Annotated in this window: 15 protein-coding genes; 2 read left to right on the top strand and 13 right to left on the bottom strand. The window is 64.6% G+C overall.

Going from position 1 to position 14,146, the window contains the following annotated elements; genetic code table 11:
• Nucleotides 1-2 precede the first annotated feature (2 nt).
• The 12 genes from galU to paaA all read right to left on the bottom strand — a co-directional run bounded on the left by galU (nucleotide 3) and on the right by paaA (nucleotide 10,653).
• Nucleotides 3-893 (bottom strand): UTP--glucose-1-phosphate uridylyltransferase GalU, encoded by an 891-nt coding sequence (galU, locus tag LFT49_RS16305; RefSeq protein WP_237428778.1) that lies wholly within the window; start codon nucleotides 891-893, stop codon nucleotides 3-5.
• Between the two features lie 72 nt (nucleotides 894-965).
• Nucleotides 966-1,865, bottom strand: a complete 900-nt coding sequence (locus LFT49_RS16310; protein WP_237428779.1) for a nucleotidyltransferase family protein — start codon at nucleotides 1,863-1,865, stop codon at nucleotides 966-968.
• A gap of 6 nt (nucleotides 1,866-1,871) precedes the next feature.
• Entirely contained in the window at nucleotides 1,872-3,431 is a 1,560-nt protein-coding gene (locus LFT49_RS16315; RefSeq protein WP_237428780.1) for a polysaccharide biosynthesis tyrosine autokinase, read from the bottom strand.
• A gap of 47 nt (nucleotides 3,432-3,478) precedes the next feature.
• A complete protein-coding gene (locus tag LFT49_RS16320) occupies nucleotides 3,479-4,696 on the bottom strand; it encodes a hypothetical protein (protein WP_237428781.1) in 1,218 nt (405 codons plus the stop codon).
• Between the two features lie 4 nt (nucleotides 4,697-4,700).
• Nucleotides 4,701-4,994: a PqqD family protein gene (locus tag LFT49_RS16325; RefSeq protein ID WP_237428782.1), complete on the bottom strand. Its 294-nt coding sequence runs from the start codon at nucleotides 4,992-4,994 to the stop codon at nucleotides 4,701-4,703.
• Nucleotides 4,991-5,722 (bottom strand): hypothetical protein, encoded by a 732-nt coding sequence (locus LFT49_RS16330; RefSeq protein ID WP_237428783.1) that lies wholly within the window; start codon nucleotides 5,720-5,722, stop codon nucleotides 4,991-4,993. The genes LFT49_RS16325 and LFT49_RS16330 overlap by 4 nt, the downstream gene beginning before the upstream one ends.
• A gap of 32 nt (nucleotides 5,723-5,754) precedes the next feature.
• Nucleotides 5,755-6,546: an enoyl-CoA hydratase/isomerase family protein gene (locus LFT49_RS16335; RefSeq protein WP_237428784.1), complete on the bottom strand. Its 792-nt coding sequence runs from the start codon at nucleotides 6,544-6,546 to the stop codon at nucleotides 5,755-5,757.
• A gap of 24 nt (nucleotides 6,547-6,570) precedes the next feature.
• Nucleotides 6,571-7,797 (bottom strand): 1,2-phenylacetyl-CoA epoxidase subunit PaaE, encoded by a 1,227-nt coding sequence (gene paaE / locus LFT49_RS16340; RefSeq protein ID WP_237428785.1) that lies wholly within the window; start codon nucleotides 7,795-7,797, stop codon nucleotides 6,571-6,573.
• A gap of 9 nt (nucleotides 7,798-7,806) precedes the next feature.
• Nucleotides 7,807-8,352, bottom strand: coding sequence for a 1,2-phenylacetyl-CoA epoxidase subunit PaaD (gene paaD, locus LFT49_RS16345; RefSeq protein ID WP_237430533.1), 546 nt, complete (start codon nucleotides 8,350-8,352; stop codon nucleotides 7,807-7,809).
• A 5-nt stretch (nucleotides 8,353-8,357) separates the two neighbouring features.
• Nucleotides 8,358-9,218, bottom strand: a complete 861-nt coding sequence (paaC, locus tag LFT49_RS16350) for a 1,2-phenylacetyl-CoA epoxidase subunit PaaC (RefSeq protein WP_237430534.1) — start codon at nucleotides 9,216-9,218, stop codon at nucleotides 8,358-8,360.
• A gap of 50 nt (nucleotides 9,219-9,268) precedes the next feature.
• Nucleotides 9,269-9,649: a 1,2-phenylacetyl-CoA epoxidase subunit PaaB gene (paaB, locus tag LFT49_RS16355; protein WP_237428786.1), complete on the bottom strand. Its 381-nt coding sequence runs from the start codon at nucleotides 9,647-9,649 to the stop codon at nucleotides 9,269-9,271.
• Nucleotides 9,646-10,653: a 1,2-phenylacetyl-CoA epoxidase subunit PaaA gene (gene paaA / locus LFT49_RS16360; RefSeq protein WP_237428787.1), complete on the bottom strand. Its 1,008-nt coding sequence runs from the start codon at nucleotides 10,651-10,653 to the stop codon at nucleotides 9,646-9,648. Before paaA ends, paaB begins: the two co-directional genes overlap by 4 nt.
• 401 nt (nucleotides 10,654-11,054) lie before the next feature.
• Here paaA and LFT49_RS16365 point away from each other — a divergent pair, with 401 nt between their 5' ends.
• On the top strand, nucleotides 11,055-11,372 hold the full coding sequence (locus tag LFT49_RS16365) for a hypothetical protein (RefSeq protein ID WP_237428788.1): 318 nt from the start codon (nucleotides 11,055-11,057) through the stop codon (nucleotides 11,370-11,372).
• 175 nt (nucleotides 11,373-11,547) lie between these two features.
• Complete coding sequence (locus LFT49_RS16370) at nucleotides 11,548-12,225, top strand: response regulator transcription factor (RefSeq protein WP_237428789.1); 678 nt, start codon at nucleotides 11,548-11,550, stop codon at nucleotides 12,223-12,225.
• 25 nt (nucleotides 12,226-12,250) lie between these two features.
• Here the strand turns inward: LFT49_RS16370 and LFT49_RS16375 are convergent, their stop codons facing one another.
• Entirely contained in the window at nucleotides 12,251-13,957 is a 1,707-nt protein-coding gene (locus LFT49_RS16375) for a GAF domain-containing sensor histidine kinase (RefSeq protein WP_237428790.1), read from the bottom strand.
• Nucleotides 13,958-14,146: the final 189 nt, after the last annotated feature.

Below are 14,146 nucleotides of genomic sequence, written 5' to 3' on the forward strand. Positions count from 1 at the left end.
TTTTAGCCTACAAAGCTTTTCATCCAGGTCTTCAGGTCCTCGCCGAACTCCACTCGCTCGGACGCGAGGGTGATGACCGCCTTCAGGTAGCTCAGCTTGTCCCCGGTGTCGTAGCGGCGGCCCTTGAAGACCACACCGTACACGCCGGAGCCTTCGCCTTCGCCGGCGGCAAGCGTCTGCAGGGCGTCTGTCAGCTGGATCTCGTTGCCGCGGCCAGGCTCCGTGTGCTCCAGGACGCTGAACACGTTGTGATGGAGCACGTAGCGGCCGATGACCGCCAGGTTGGACGGTGCGTCAGCTGCAGCCGGCTTCTCCACCAGGCTGTTGACGCGGACGTAGTCCTCGCCTTCCACAGCAGTGACGTCAGCGCAGCCGTAAGCGCTGATCTGTGACGGATCAACCTCGATCAGTGCAATCACGGAACCGCCAGTCTTCTGCTGCACCTTCATCATGGTGCTCAGTAGGTTCTCTGCCTCGTCGATCAGGTCGTCACCCAGAAGCACGGCGAACGGCTCGTCACCCACGTGCTGCTGCGCGCACAGCACTGCGTGGCCCAGGCCCTTGGCCTCGCCTTGGCGGACGTAGTGGATGGGGCCCAGGTTGGAGGCGTACTCCACCAAGCCCAGCTTGTCCTTGTCCCCCTTGGCCTCCAAGGCAGCTTCCAGGCCCGGCTCGCGGTCGAAGTGGTCCTCCAGGGCTCGCTTGTTGCGGCCAGTGATCATCAACAGGTCCGAGAGGCCCGCATCGATCGCTTCCTCCACCACATACTGGATGGCCGGGCGGTCAACCACCGGCAGCATTTCCTTCGGCATTGCCTTGGTGGCGGGCAGGAAGCGTGTTCCCAATCCGGCAGCAGGAATGACGGCTTTGGTAATTGCTTTCCCCTTAGTCATAGCTGAACCTTAACAAATTTGGTGGGCCAAACGGCAATTGGATGCGGATTTCAGAAGGACTTCACCGCTCGATCAGAGTCTGCAGAGGCGCCGAACTAGACGAGGCAGAGCACGCATAAACCGGCCCCACCGGGCACGATGCTGCCTGAGTTGTCCAACCAGCGACATGTCCGCATAGATGTTCCCGCTGAGGAAGACCTCCGGCGGTGGGAAGAGCGCTCCCCGCAGCATTCTTGGTTTCTCTTTCCACGTGGCCTGAAGGATAGCGGCGAGGCGTGCGCTGCCAGGTTCTTGGGCTGCCACGCGGTTGCGCCACTCCATGGAGGGCTCCGGCCAGACAACGCTGGTCGTCGGGGGAAGAAGCCCTTCCAGGAAGGGTTGAATGGCTGCCAGCGATCCTGTTGCTCCAGCGAGTTCCAGGAGCGCCTCGGACATGTCCTCCCTGCGCATGAGGTCAGCAAGGTAGTCCAACTCCTGTTGGCAAGCAGGCAGAGTGGGAGAACGCAGGGCATGCAGAGCCAAAAACAAAACGCCAAGTTCCTTGGCGGGAACCCTTAACCGCTGGCCGGCAAGTGAGATGGTCTCAGTGTTCGCCCACAAGCTTTCGAAGCAGTCGTGCGCGGGTTTTTCCATACCGGGAAAGCGGAAATGGATGTCGATACAGCAGGGCCACTCCGGATGGTGGACCGTGACGGAGTGCTTGGGGAACGTCCTGCTGTCCGGGTCCACAGGCCGTTCACGCCAACCCCGTTCACGGAGTCGCTCCAGCACTTCCTCAAGCCTGACGGGATCGACGAAGGCGTCAACATCGGTCGACAGTTTGGCTTCACGAAGCCCCTGAAGGACGCTTGCAGGCCCCTTGATAAAGAAGGCCCTGATGCCGAGGCCATTTGCCAGGCGCGCCACGAGGGCATGACCCAGGAGCACACCCTCCGGGATCTCGAGCTGCGTTTTACGGGAAGCGTGGGTCACAGGACTCTAGCCCCTGGCTCTGCGGCCACCCGCCGCGGCTTCCAGCGCTCCCAGAGTGTCCTCTTCATCCCGGCCGTGAGCGGAAGCCGTCTCCGCGGGCGGGGTGGACGCAGCCGTGTACGTTCCGTAGTAGGAATAGGCATCCCGTCCCTTGCTAGGAACATAGTTGAGGACGGCGCCCAGAACCCGCCCCTTGACCTTCTCGAGGTTTCCCAGGGAGAGGTCCAGCTGCTCCTGGGTGGTCTTGCCGGTCCGGATGACGAGGATTGCGCCATCGGCAGCCCGGGAGAGGACAGCAGCATCCGTCACGGGAAGAAGCGGCGGCGCGTCGATGAGGACCACTGCATCCTTCGCCAAAGCCGCCAGCATGTTCTTCATGGCCCGGGACCCAAGCAACTCACTGGGGTTGGGCGGGATACGCCCCGACCCCAGAACTGAAAGGTTCGGCAAGGCACCCCAGGGCTGAAGGACATCAGCCAAATCCGCCGTGCCGGTGAGCACATCGGTGACCCCCACACCCGGAACAAGATTGAAGACGTCCACCAGCGTAGGCCGGCGGAGATCGCCGTCGACCACCACCACGTTTTCACCCGCTGCCGCCATGGTGACCGCAAGATTGGCTGTGACGGTCGACTTGCCCTCTGCCTGGAGTGAACTGGTGACCACGATGACCCGGGGCGGCTGGTCCACGTCCAGAAAGCTGAGGTTGGTGCGCAGCTCGCGGAGGGCCTCGGCCATGGCCCCGCCGGCATCATGCAGCTGTTCGGCGGTGCCGGCGTCCACGATGGTGCTCTTCCCAGCGAGGCGGTGGTCCACAGGGAGGGTACCGATGACAGGCACACCGAATAGCCGTTCGATGTCTGCAGCCCGGCGGATGCGACGGTCCAGGTGGCGGCGGATGAGGGCGTAGGCCACGCCGAGGGCCATTCCGACGAGAGCACCCAGGGCGAGGTTGAGCTTTGTGTTGGGTGAGGTTGGGCTGCTGGGGAGGACGGCCTTGCCCAGCGGGAGAACACGCACGGCCGTGGTTGCGTTCACCGATGGCCCGGCGTCGGCTGTTGTCGCGGTGGACTTCGTGTCGTTGGAGGGTGCCGTCTCGATGGCTTCCACCTGGGCCGCAAGGCCGTTGACCCAAGCATCTGCCACGCGCTGTGCGGTTGCGGGATCGGTCGACTTGGCGGTGACGGTGATCTGGGCCGTATCGAGAGGAACTTTGATGCTGATGCTCCCAAGCAGGGCGTCGCCGCTCGTCTTCAGGTCCAGGGCCTGGATGACACGGTCCGCGACGAGCCGCGATTTGGCCACAGACTCGTAGTCCTTGACCTTGGCCTTGGCCAGGCTGTCACCGGCCAAGGCCAGGCTCACGTTGTCCGAGCCGGGAGTGACCACTATGCCGCTGGAATCGGAGGAATAGACCTTTGGTTGGAGAAGCGTCCATCCTGCGGCCGCCATGGTGGCCAGCAGTGTGATTGCGACAATGGCCTTCCAGTACGTCCGGAGAACGTTCAGGTAGTCCGCCAGGTCCAAGCCAGGAGGCGTCTCCGCCGGGGCTGCTGCTGTGCTCACGATGGTTCCTTAAACTCAAGTTCTTGTATGCACGGATGCGGGTAAGTTCAGTTGCTGGCGCGTTCCAGAATCGATTTGGCGACCAGTTGCTCTACGGCTCCGGCGACGGCCTCCCGATAGCCCTCGGGTTTGCCATGCACGCTGCCGACGTATTTCGTTATTCCGTCAAGGCTGACGGGATTGGCGCAGGCTTCCCAGACTGCGGGGCCGATCCCGCTTAGGCGCACTATCTGGTTGTCCAGCATGACCAGACGGTCCCCGGCGATGGCGACCGCATCCTGTGGAGCGGTGCGCTGAATGCAGCCAGCCGGGACCTGTTGGTGTTGGACGCTTTTTGCTGCTGCAGGCGCCCACTCTGTCTGGGCGGCTGGCTGCAGACGGAACAGAGGTTCCAGCGCGGCCGGGAGGTCAGCTGACTCGGAGTACGTCACCTGCCACACTCCCCCGACGCTCTCGATGAGGCGGCAGAGTGACTGCAGCGGATCCACGACTTCTGCCTGCGAGGAAGACTCCGGGACGAGCGCCAAGACGGCATCTGCCAGCGGTACGCTCTCCAGCACCGGAGCTGTGTGCCGGGCCCCCTCGATACGGTTCAGGAGCACGATCGACTGGATGTAGGGCAACGCCGGTGCCGGCTGCAGCCCAAACTCATCCGGGGACGCCTGGCGCTTCGGTGTGCCGGCCTCCTGTTTGACGGACAGGGGCTTGGGATAAGGAACCACCGACCCGTCCCAGGCAATGGCCACCGTTTCATCCGTGACATAGCCATAAGTCCTGGCGAGCATGGAGGCGGCCGTGGTCTTTCCCGTTCCCGACTTGGCCACCAGCGCCACCACGGCCCCGGAATCAGGATCCGCCACCCCGCACGCGTGGAGCATGATCAGCTCACCGGCGTTGGACAGGATGGCGGCTACCGTGAGCCGGGACGTGAGGTTCTCCGCCAACTCCTCGAAGGAAGCTGCCGCGAGCTGGAAGGTGCCCCCGCCATGCTTCGTGGACGTGCAGGCGACCGACGCCGTGAACGGCCTGCCAAACTGCGCTTCCACAGGTGCAGGCGGCAGCAGAGGCTCACGGCTGCTGGCGCAGCGAGCCCACGCCGAGCTCATGCTGACCCTCTGCTGCCAGGTGACCGCGCTGCCCCATCGGACCACGAACTGCTGCCCCAAAACATCCAGGCACAGCAGGTCGCCACCCCTTGCCAACTCCTCGAGGAGGCGTTGCTTCCAGGCCAGCCCTGCGCTCTCCGTGGTTCCCGCGGCTGTCATGCCGTCAGTGGGAAACGCCGCGTGCGGCTTCGATCAGGCGCTGTGCTTCGAGGCTTGCCAGGAAGCCCTCCACCTGGGCCTGCATCTGCCCTGACTGATCCTCGAAGGTGGACTCCAGCTCAGCGAAGATGTCCTGCTCGCTCCGCTGGCCATCGATCAGATCCCAAATGACCGCAGCCGTTCCTTCCAGGACCACGGGCTGCGTTGCGTCGAGGTGCAGCAAAGCCACACGAGCCCGGGGTTTGGTACAGACTTCTGCGACCAGGCCGCCACGTTTCCAGACCATGCTTGTGGTCACCCAGCCTTCGGCAGAACAATCGTAGTGCTCGGGGCCGACGGCATTTGGGTGGAAGTTCCGTTTTGGACGTAGGTAATAACGGTGGTGACCGTGTAAGTGCCTGAATCTTGTTTCTTGCCTGTGTAGCTGTAACCGCTGAAAGCAAAATCGAGAGTGGTGGCACCCGCGGGCAGCGTAGCGCTGAACTCCGCTGCGTTACTCTGCGGCCGCGTAATGGCCAGAGTCGAAGACCCTACGCTGACTGTCGAGAAGGAAATTGCAGGTGCAGCTGACGATGGCGGTGTGATGGTAAGTACAACCCTGATCTGACCGGTGACGCCGGTGAGGTTCTTGAGGCTCAGAAGAGCCGGTACTACCATTCCTGTCCGGTCATGGGCAGTACTTACCGTCGACGTCATGTTCTGGGTACCGGAAGTAAACAAGCCAGTCGCCGGAGTTGCGGTAGGCGTGGGCGTTGGCCCGGACGCTGCCGCTGCTGGAGCCGCGATGGCCGTGGCAATTACCGGCAGTGACCAGGCGACACCAGCCACAACACGCCGGCGACTGAAGCCGTTCTCTTCCTTACCATCGACTTCCTCATTCAAAACCTCAGACAATTGTGCCCCCAGAGTAGGTTCCGGATGCGGCTGCCTATTTGAGACCGGCAGGGCGCATCGGCCGATTTGCCCGGCTTCGCCTACTCTTACGAACGCAAATAAAGATCTTTGAAAAGGGCTTGCAAGGTTCAATCAAGAATTCTGCAAGGCTTGCCAAAGGGCAATTACACGAGGGGAATTCCCGTGAACTTCGGTTCCCGCTTCTCCTGAAACGCCCGGAAACCCTCCGCATAATCATCGGTCTTGCAGAGGCGCGCCTGCTCCTCGTTCTCCTCCTGCATGGCCTGCCACAGGCCCAGCCGCTGGTCGCGGATGTGCGCCACCAGCTCCTTCGAGGCAACGAAGGCACTGGTGGCGCCGGCTGCCACGCCGCCAACGATCGCCCGCGTGGACTCGAGCAGTTCAGAAGCCGGCATCGCCCGGCTGAACATCCCCTGCGCCACCGCTTCCGCGCCCGAGATCAGGTCCGCGGTGTAGATAAGGTCCAGCGTCCGGTGCATGCCCAGCCGCTCCGTGAAGTACCAGTGCCCGCCCGAATCCAGCGTGGCCCCCAACTTGGCGAACGGCGACCCGAACTTCGCGTTCTCCGCCACGTACACCACGTCCGTGGCCAGCAGCAGCCCCAGCCCCACGCCCAGGCACGCGCCCTGGACGGCCGCGAAGGTCGGTGCGGGGAACGCGGCCATCTTCTTCAGCAGCGGCTCCACCAGCCCGCCCAGGTACGCGGCGGCGTCGTCGTTCTCCGGGGTGACCCCGGCGATGTCCCGGCCCGCGCAGAAGGCGCGCCCCTCTCCCCTCAGCAGCAGCGCCCGCACCTCACCACGTGAGGCGGCGGCAGCAGCGTCGTCGTACGCCTGTGCTAAATCCCGCAGCGCCTGCTCATCCAATGAGTTCAGCTTGTGCGGCGCGTCCAGCACTACCTCGGCGATGCCGTTGCTGATGGAAAGGGAAATCATGGGGCTCCTTCTGGTGAAAACGGATTAGACGTCGAAGTCGACCGTGACTTCCTTGCTGGTGGGGTGGCTCTGGCAGGTCAGGACGTAGCCTTTGTCCAGCTCATCCTGCTCCAGCGCGTAATTCTCGTACATGGTCACGGTGCCGGTGACCACCTTGGCCCGGCAGGTGCCGCACACTCCCCCGGCGCACGCGAACGGCACGTCCGGGCGGACCCGCAGCGCCGCGTTCAGGATGGACTCGCGGGCGTGCGTGGGGCTGGCCACCTCGCCTTGCAGGCCGTCCAGCTTGAACGTGATCTTGTACGTTTCCTTGGACTCGTCCACCACCACTGGACGGCCGGCGTGGCCCTCCGGGCGGTCCGGCTTGCCGGACGTGAACAGCTCGAACCGGACGTTCTCCGGCTTCACCCCACGCTCGGCCAGGGTGTCCCGGCACAGCTGCACCAGCTCGAACGGCCCGCACAGGAACCATTCGTCCACATCGTCCGCGTGCAGGGCGGTGCCCAGCAGCTGCTGCAGCTTCTCCGCATCGATCCGGCCGGAGAGCAGCGGCGCGATCCGCTGCTCGCGGCTCAGCACGTGGTGGATGGCCAGCCGCTGCGGGTACTTGTCCTTCAGGTCCGCCAGCTCCTCCAGGAACATCACGTCCATGGCGGCCTTGTTGGCGTAGATCAGGTCGAACCGGGTGTCCGGGTTGGCGGCCAGCAGCGTCCGGGCGATGGCGATCACCGGGGTGATGCCGGAGCCGGCGGCGATGGCCACAAAGTTCCCCGGCTCCCCCGCCAACTCTTCGGGATGGTTCATGGAGTTCATGACGTTCTGCTCCACGGCCTGCCCGTCCCGGCCGTGCTTGGACACGAACGCGCCCATGGGGCTCATCACGTCCAGCGTGTCCCCCGCCTTCAGCTCGGCGTTGGCCCACGTGGAGAACAGCCCGCCCAGGTCCTTCTTGATCGCCACACGGATCTCGCTGGTGCCGTCCGCGAAGCTGCGCGGCTCGGCGCAAATGGAGTAGCTGCGGCGGATTTCCTTTGGCTCCCCGGTCTCGTCCGGCAGCGTGGTGCGCAGGGCCACGTACTGGCCGGGCAGGTAGTCGAACTTGCCGGCGAGCTCGGCTGGCACATGGAAGCTGACCTCGATGGCATCGTCGGTGAGCCGGCGCACCTCCTTCACCTCAAGGGTGTGGAAGGACGGACGACGGCGGCCGGTCGCCTCAGCCTCTTCGGCGGCGGTCTGGCGGACAACAGTCATGGTGGTTCCTTACAGGACTTTGAAGTAGTCGAACGGTTCCTTGCAGTCCTGGCAGACGTACAGCGCCTTGCAGGACGTGGAACCGAACCGGGTGAGTTCCCTGGTGTTGAGGCTGTTGCACTGCGGGCACTTGACGGCCAGGCTCAGCCGGATGGGGCCGGAGTGGCCGCCGGCCCTGGAGTTGCCGCTGGGCGGGGCGATGCCGTACTCCTGCAGCTTGGCCTTGCCGGCCTCGGTCATCCAGTCCGTGGTCCACGCCGGGGCCAGGACCAGGTCCACGTGCACGTCCGCGTAGCCTTCCTTCTCGAAGGCTTTGTAGAGGTCGTCGCGGATGGCGTCCATGGCCGGGCAGCCCGAGTACGTGGGGGTGATGGTGACCTTCACTTGCCCGGTCTCCGCCACCTGCACGTCCCGCAGGATCCCCAGGTCCGCGATGGTGAGGACCGGGATCTCCGGGTCCACGACGGTGGCCGCGATGTCCCAGGCGTCCTTCTCCCCCGACGGTTGTGCCGGCGTCGTACGCTTTGCCTCGAAGTCGCTGACGTAGATGTCCATGACGGTCACCAGGTTGCTCCGGGGTACTCGCGGGCCAGCACCTGCATCTCCGCGAGGATGTAGCCCAGGTACTCGGAGTGCCTGCCGTACCGGCCGCCGCCCGGGGCTGCGGGCACGTCCGGGACCTCCAGCTCAGCCTCTTTGAGGACATCCGCGATCAGGCGGTCAAAGTCTTCCCTCAGGCTGGAAGGCGCGACGGCGGCACCGGCCTGGGCGAGCTTTTCGGTCAGTTCGTCGTCTTGGAACAGTTCGTTGACGTACGGCCACATGAGGCGCAGGCCGTGGATCATCCTGGTGCGCGACTCCTCGGTGCCACCGGCCAGGCGCAGGATCCACTGGGCGCTGTGGTCCCGGTGGTAGTCCACTTCCTTCACGGCCTTGGCGGCGATGGCGGCCAGGGTGGCGTCCGTGGATTCGGTGAGGCGCCGGTAGAGCTCGTACTGGTAGTAGCTCACCACGAACTGGCGGGCGATGGTGGCCGCGAAGTCGCCGTTGGGCTGCTCGAACAGCTGGACGCTGCGGAACTCGTGTTCGCGGCGGAAGTAGGCCAGGTCATCCTCGGTCTTGGCCGTGCCGTCCTCGTTGGGCATCCCGGCGCCGGCGTAGGTGAGGAAGCTGCGGGCGTGGCCCAGCTGGTCCAGGGCGATGTTGCCCAGGGCGATGTCCTCCTCCAGCTCCGGGGCGCGCGAGATCCAGTGGCCCAGGCGCTGGGCGAGGATGAGGGCGTCATCGCCCAGCCTCAGTGCATACTCCGCTATGTCCTCACTGGGCTTGGCCAGGCCGGTCTTGACCTCCAGGGCAATGTCCTCCGGGCGGAGGGCGTTGCCGGGGGTGATGCGGGTTGCGGAATCCGTGCCAGGGGCCACGCCGGCGAGGGACCCGCTGCGAGCTTGCGAGCTGTGGGAGCCGGTGGGGATCACAGGTGCTTCACTCCCTCGCTCTTGGTGTAGTACGTGGCGTGCCGGTAGTCCTTGCCCTGCGGGGACTCGAAGAAGGAGCCCTTGGAGTCGGGGTCGCTGGCGGCGATGGCGTCGGCCGGGACAACCCAGATGGAGACGCCCTCGTTGCGGCGGGTGTAGAGGTCGCGGGCGTTACGGAGGGCCATGGCGGCGTCGGGTGCGTGCAGGGAGCCGGCGTGGACGTGGCTCAGGCCGCGGCTGGACCGGACGAAGACCTCCCAGAGGCCCCAGGCACTTCTGTCATGGTGCTCTTCCGGTGCGGGGCTGACCTTGGGGGCTTCGCGGTTGATCTCGGTGGCCGAGCTGGCCGGGGTTTCGGGGTTGCCGTGCGGGCTCATGCTGCGTGTTCCTTCTGCATCTTTGCTGACTGTTTTGCTGCGTAAGCCGCGGCTGCTTCCCTGACCCAGGCGCCGTCGTCGTGCGCTGCCCTCCGGCGCTCAAGGCGCTGGGCGTTGCAGGGGCCGCGGCCGGCCAGGACTTCCTGGAACTCGTGCCAGTCCAGGGGGCCGTGCTCCCACTTCTTGGTGTCCTCGTTGAAGCGGATCTGGTCATCGGGGAGGGTGAGGCCCAGGACCCGGACCTGCTCCACCATCATGCCGACGAACCGGCTGCGGAGCTCGTCATTGCTGAACCGCTTGATGTTCCAGGCCATGGACTGCTTGGAGTTGGGGGAATCATCATCCGGAGGGCCGAACATCATCAGGGCCGGCGCGTACCAGCGGTTCACGGCGTCCTGGGCCATCTGCTTCTGGGCAGGCGTGCCGTTGGAGAGCTCCAGGAGGATCTCGAAGCCCTGGCGCTGGTGGAACGACTCTTCCTTGCAGATGCGGACCATGGCCCGGCCGTAGGGACCGTACGAGGCGCGGCACAGCGGGACCTGGTTGCAGATGGCTGCACCGTCCACCAGCCAGCCGATGGCACCCATGTCCGCCCAGGTGAGCGCGGGGTAGTTGAAGATGCTGGAGTAGCGGGCCTTGCCGGCGATGAGGTCGTCCATCATCTTGTCCCGGGACTGGCCCAGGGTTTCGGCGGCCGAGTAGAGGTAGAGCCCGTGGCCGGCCTCATCCTGGACCTTGGCCATGAGGATGGCCTTGCGCTTCAGGCTGGGGGCGCGGGAGATCCAGTTGGCCTCCGGCTGCATGCCGATGATCTCCGAGTGCGCGTGCTGGCTTACCTGGCGCAGGAGGGTCTTGCGGTAGGCGGCGGGCATCCAGTCGCGGGGCTCGATGCGCGAGTCCTCGGCGATGATCCGGTCGAAGTGGGCCTGGCCTGCCGCATCTGCTGTTTCGCTGGTTCCAGCCGTTAGCTCGACCGGCACTGACTGCAAGTTCTGCGCTGCCATGGTTGCTCCTATGCAAAGACCTTCTGGAACGTGCGGAATTATTTACCGACCGTTCGTTCAGGATATGTGGGGCAGTGCCGGGCCGTCAAGCGTGCCGCCCCTCTTTCGACGCCCGCTCTCCTTTGGCCACCTTTCTCCCCACGCCCGCTCACGTCTGACAGCCTTTCCTCCAACGCCCGCTCACTGCTGCGGACCGCGGGGAACAGTACTGCGAGCGCTCGCAGGGGGACTTTCAGCCCTATAACCGGGCCCGCAACGCTTGTCATTCTTGTAGAGGTGCCGTCCGGGTCCCCAGTTTTCGGGGCCGGATCGGCGGACTTGAGGGGGAGCCGGGAGAGCTTCCAGCCTGCAGGACCGGATGCAGAGCTTGGGCGGGCAATGTATGGGTGAGGGGACGAGACGTGGTAACCGTGGAGGAGTACCGGGCAGTGCACGGCAGTGGGCCGGCCAGCCGGAAAGACCTGGCAGCCGAGCTTGGCGATGGCGGATGCAACGTCATCAGGAACAGCGGCGGAGTGGTCGGCCGGTGGGGCTCCTGGGAGGTAGCCAGCAGGGCCCTGAATGAACTGCAGAAGCTTGGGTTCGGGTTCGAGTACCGGTTGGAGGAGTCCCATCAGTGGGTGGTCGAAACCGAGTTGAGGACCAGTTGCTCGGTCTGCGGTATGTCACGGGGGATCCCTGCGTTGGCCGGCCGGATCATGGGCATTGAATGGTCATGATTCATCGGCTGGCCTTTCTCCTGTAGGCCAGCCGTTTGCCGTTCCTTGCGGAGCGGACCTTTGGCCCTGCCCGGATGCGGGGTGTTGCGGGATGATGTGGTGAGGATTCTTCCGAACGGGGCGGCCATTTGAAATGGGGTGGCCGGGGAGGGCATGAGCCGATAAGAGCATCGTCATGGAAACATCAGCAACACCACAGGATGGGGTTCGGTCTGGGGCACTGCCCGTCCGGGTGTTCATCGTCAGCGACCATGAGTTGGTCCGGCAGGGGCTGCGGGACTTGCTGGAGCATGAAGGATTCCAGGTGGTGGGTGAAGGCGCCTCGGCTGCTGAAACCTACCGCTTGATCCCGGACCTGGATCCGGACATCGCTGTCCTGGACGAGCGCCTGCCGGACTCTACGGGCATTGAGGTCTGCCGTCACCTGCGCTCTACCGCGCCGTCGGTGAGATGCCTGATTCTGACCGGTTGGGACGAACAGCACGGGGTGAGGGCAGCCGTGCTGGCGGGCGCGTCAGGGTACGCGGTGAAGCGGGTCGGGGGCATCGGGGATTTTCTCAACGATGTCCGTGCGATAGCAGCCGGCCGCTCGCTGCTGGAGCCAGAGATCCGGGAAAGGGTTGCCGAGAGCCTCTCCGCAACTGCTGGGGTCCACTGGCTGGAGGCCATGACCTTTGAGGAGCGCAACGTCTTTGCGCTCATGGCCCGCGGCATGACCAACAGGCAAATCGAACTGCATATGACGGCTTCCCAGGAGACGGTTGTCCGCTGCGTGTCTTCGGTCTTGCAGAAACTGGGCTTCAGCCGGCGGGACAAACTGGCGCCACCGGCTGCTACGGGTCAAAGCGTCTGAAGAGCGCTGGTTGGGCCGCCCGACCTCAGCCCGGCGCAGATCTGGGCAGCACCTGCAGTGGGGCTGTGGGTGCAGTCCAGGTGATGCTGGTCCCCTCGCCGGGGGCGCTGTCGATGGTGCAGGTCCCTCCCAGGCGGGCGGCACGGTTTTGCATGTTGTCCAGCCCGCTCGTCCGATCAGGATTTTGGAAGCCGCACCCGTGGTCCCGGACTGTGAGGACCACCTCGCCGTCCCGGGCTGCCAACAGGACCTGGATGTCTTCAGACCCTGAGTGCCGCACGGCATTGCTGACGCTTTCGTGCAGCACCGGCAGTAGTTGTTCGGCTACCTCGTAGTCCACGGCGTCATCGACAGGCCCGGAAAGCTGAATCCTGGGGAGGAACCCGGCAGCATTGGCGGCTTCCTGAACAGCTCGCAGGACCCGGCCGCTGAGCAGCTCCTGATCGGCTTCTCCGGTTTGGAGGGCGTAGATCGTGTCGCGGAGCTGATGGATGCAGTCGTCCAGTTCCGTGGTGATGCCGGCGACGCGCCGTTCATGCGCTGCCGGATCCGAGGTGTAGCGGCGCAGGCCCTGGATGCTCAGCCCTGCGGCGAAAAGCCGCTGGATGACCAAGTCGTGCAGGTCCCGGGCAATCCGTTCCCGGTCGATGAACAAGGCGTATTCTTCCCGCAGCCGGTTAGCCTTCAAAAGGTCAAGGGTGAGCCCGATCCGGGAGGCGAACACGCAGCTCTGCTCAAGGTCCACGTCTGTGTACCGGGCGGTGCCGGCGGATCTTGCCAGAATCAGCACACTGTCGCGCTGGCCGTCGCTGTCACTGGCCAAGGCAGCCACCAGGACAGGGCCGAGCTTTTCCGCTGACACGTCGTCGAAAACCTGCCGCGGGTCCCGCAGGAACTGGGATTGCCCCGTGGCAAGAACCTCCGAAAACACCGGGCCTGCGGGAAGTTCCTGCCCGGCCGGCATGGACTGTACGCCCAGAGCCGTCCGGCACCGCAGGCTGCCGTCACCGGCCAACGAAGCGATTACCGCCAACGCCGAGGAGGACGCGTGCAATGCCCGTTCAGCAATCATCTCCAGATTTTCTGTTTCCGAGCGCGGCTGGCTCTTCAGCCGGTCGCTGACCTCCATACCTGCTTCCAGCCAGCGTTGGCGGCTGTTGCTGTCCTCATACAACCGCGCGTTCTGGATCGCCACGCCCGCAGCGGAGGCCAGGGCCACCGCCAGATCCTCGTCCTCGGCGGTGAATTCGCGGCCCTCGATCTTTTCCGTCAGGGCCAGGATCCCGAACACTTCATCCCGTACCCGCACCGGAACGCCCAGGAAGGTCCGCATGGGCGGGAGTCCCGGCAGGCAGTCCGCCGCGGCTGTTTGCTCGCCAAGATTATTGAGGCGGAGCGGTCTGGGCTCACGGATCAGTTGCCCCAGCAATCCATGGCTGGTGGGAAGATCACCGATGAGACGGGCACCGTCTTCGTCAATGCCGACGGTGATCGTGTTCAGCTGCTGGTCATCGCCAATGACGCCCAGCGCGCCGTACTGCGCCCCGACAAGCTCACATGCTGACTGCACCACCCGGTCCAGCACGGCCTCAAGGCTGAGGTTTTCGCTGAGGGACACGACCGCGCCGAGGAGCCCTTCAACATGTTCCTGGGCCCGGACAAGCTCATCAGCCCGCTCAACAAACTCCCGCAGGAGGTTCCGGGTCCGCTGCTTAATAGGTTCACGCCACATGAAAGCACCTCGGTCCAAGACCAACGCCGTTCCATGGCGGGCTGCATCGCCTCGGAAAAGAATATCTGCAGCAGCCCCAGCGTCTACCCAACAACTCTACCAACCCCAGCCACCATTGGACCCCGGAACTCGTGGGGCCTTTTGTCCCTGTTGGTACCGCAGCAGCGGAACGTCTACTGGAAGTCCACC

Source organism: Arthrobacter sp. FW306-06-A (assembly GCF_021870055.1).
Taxonomy (GTDB): domain Bacteria; phylum Actinomycetota; class Actinomycetes; order Actinomycetales; family Micrococcaceae; genus Arthrobacter.

What these genes read in the sequence shown, in the direction of transcription:
- galU (WP_237428778.1), bottom strand. Translation starts at nt 893, where the DNA reads ATGACTAAGGGGAAAGCAATTACCAAAGCCGTCATTCCTGCTGCCGGA.
- LFT49_RS16320 (WP_237428781.1), bottom strand. Translation starts at nt 4,696, where the DNA reads ATGACAGCCGCGGGAACCACGGAGAGCGCAGGGCTGGCCTGGAAGCAA.
- LFT49_RS16335 (WP_237428784.1), bottom strand. Translation starts at nt 6,546, where the DNA reads ATGATTTCCCTTTCCATCAGCAACGGCATCGCCGAGGTAGTGCTGGAC.
- paaE (WP_237428785.1), bottom strand. Translation starts at nt 7,797, where the DNA reads ATGACTGTTGTCCGCCAGACCGCCGCCGAAGAGGCTGAGGCGACCGGC.
- paaD (WP_237430533.1), bottom strand. Translation starts at nt 8,352, where the DNA reads ATGGACATCTACGTCAGCGACTTCGAGGCAAAGCGTACGACGCCGGCA.
- paaB (WP_237428786.1), bottom strand. Translation starts at nt 9,649, where the DNA reads ATGAGCCCGCACGGCAACCCCGAAACCCCGGCCAGCTCGGCCACCGAG.
- paaA (WP_237428787.1), bottom strand. Translation starts at nt 10,653, where the DNA reads ATGGCAGCGCAGAACTTGCAGTCAGTGCCGGTCGAGCTAACGGCTGGA.
- LFT49_RS16370 (WP_237428789.1), top strand. Translation starts at nt 11,548, where the DNA reads ATGGAAACATCAGCAACACCACAGGATGGGGTTCGGTCTGGGGCACTG.
- LFT49_RS16375 (WP_237428790.1), bottom strand. Translation starts at nt 13,957, where the DNA reads ATGTGGCGTGAACCTATTAAGCAGCGGACCCGGAACCTCCTGCGGGAG.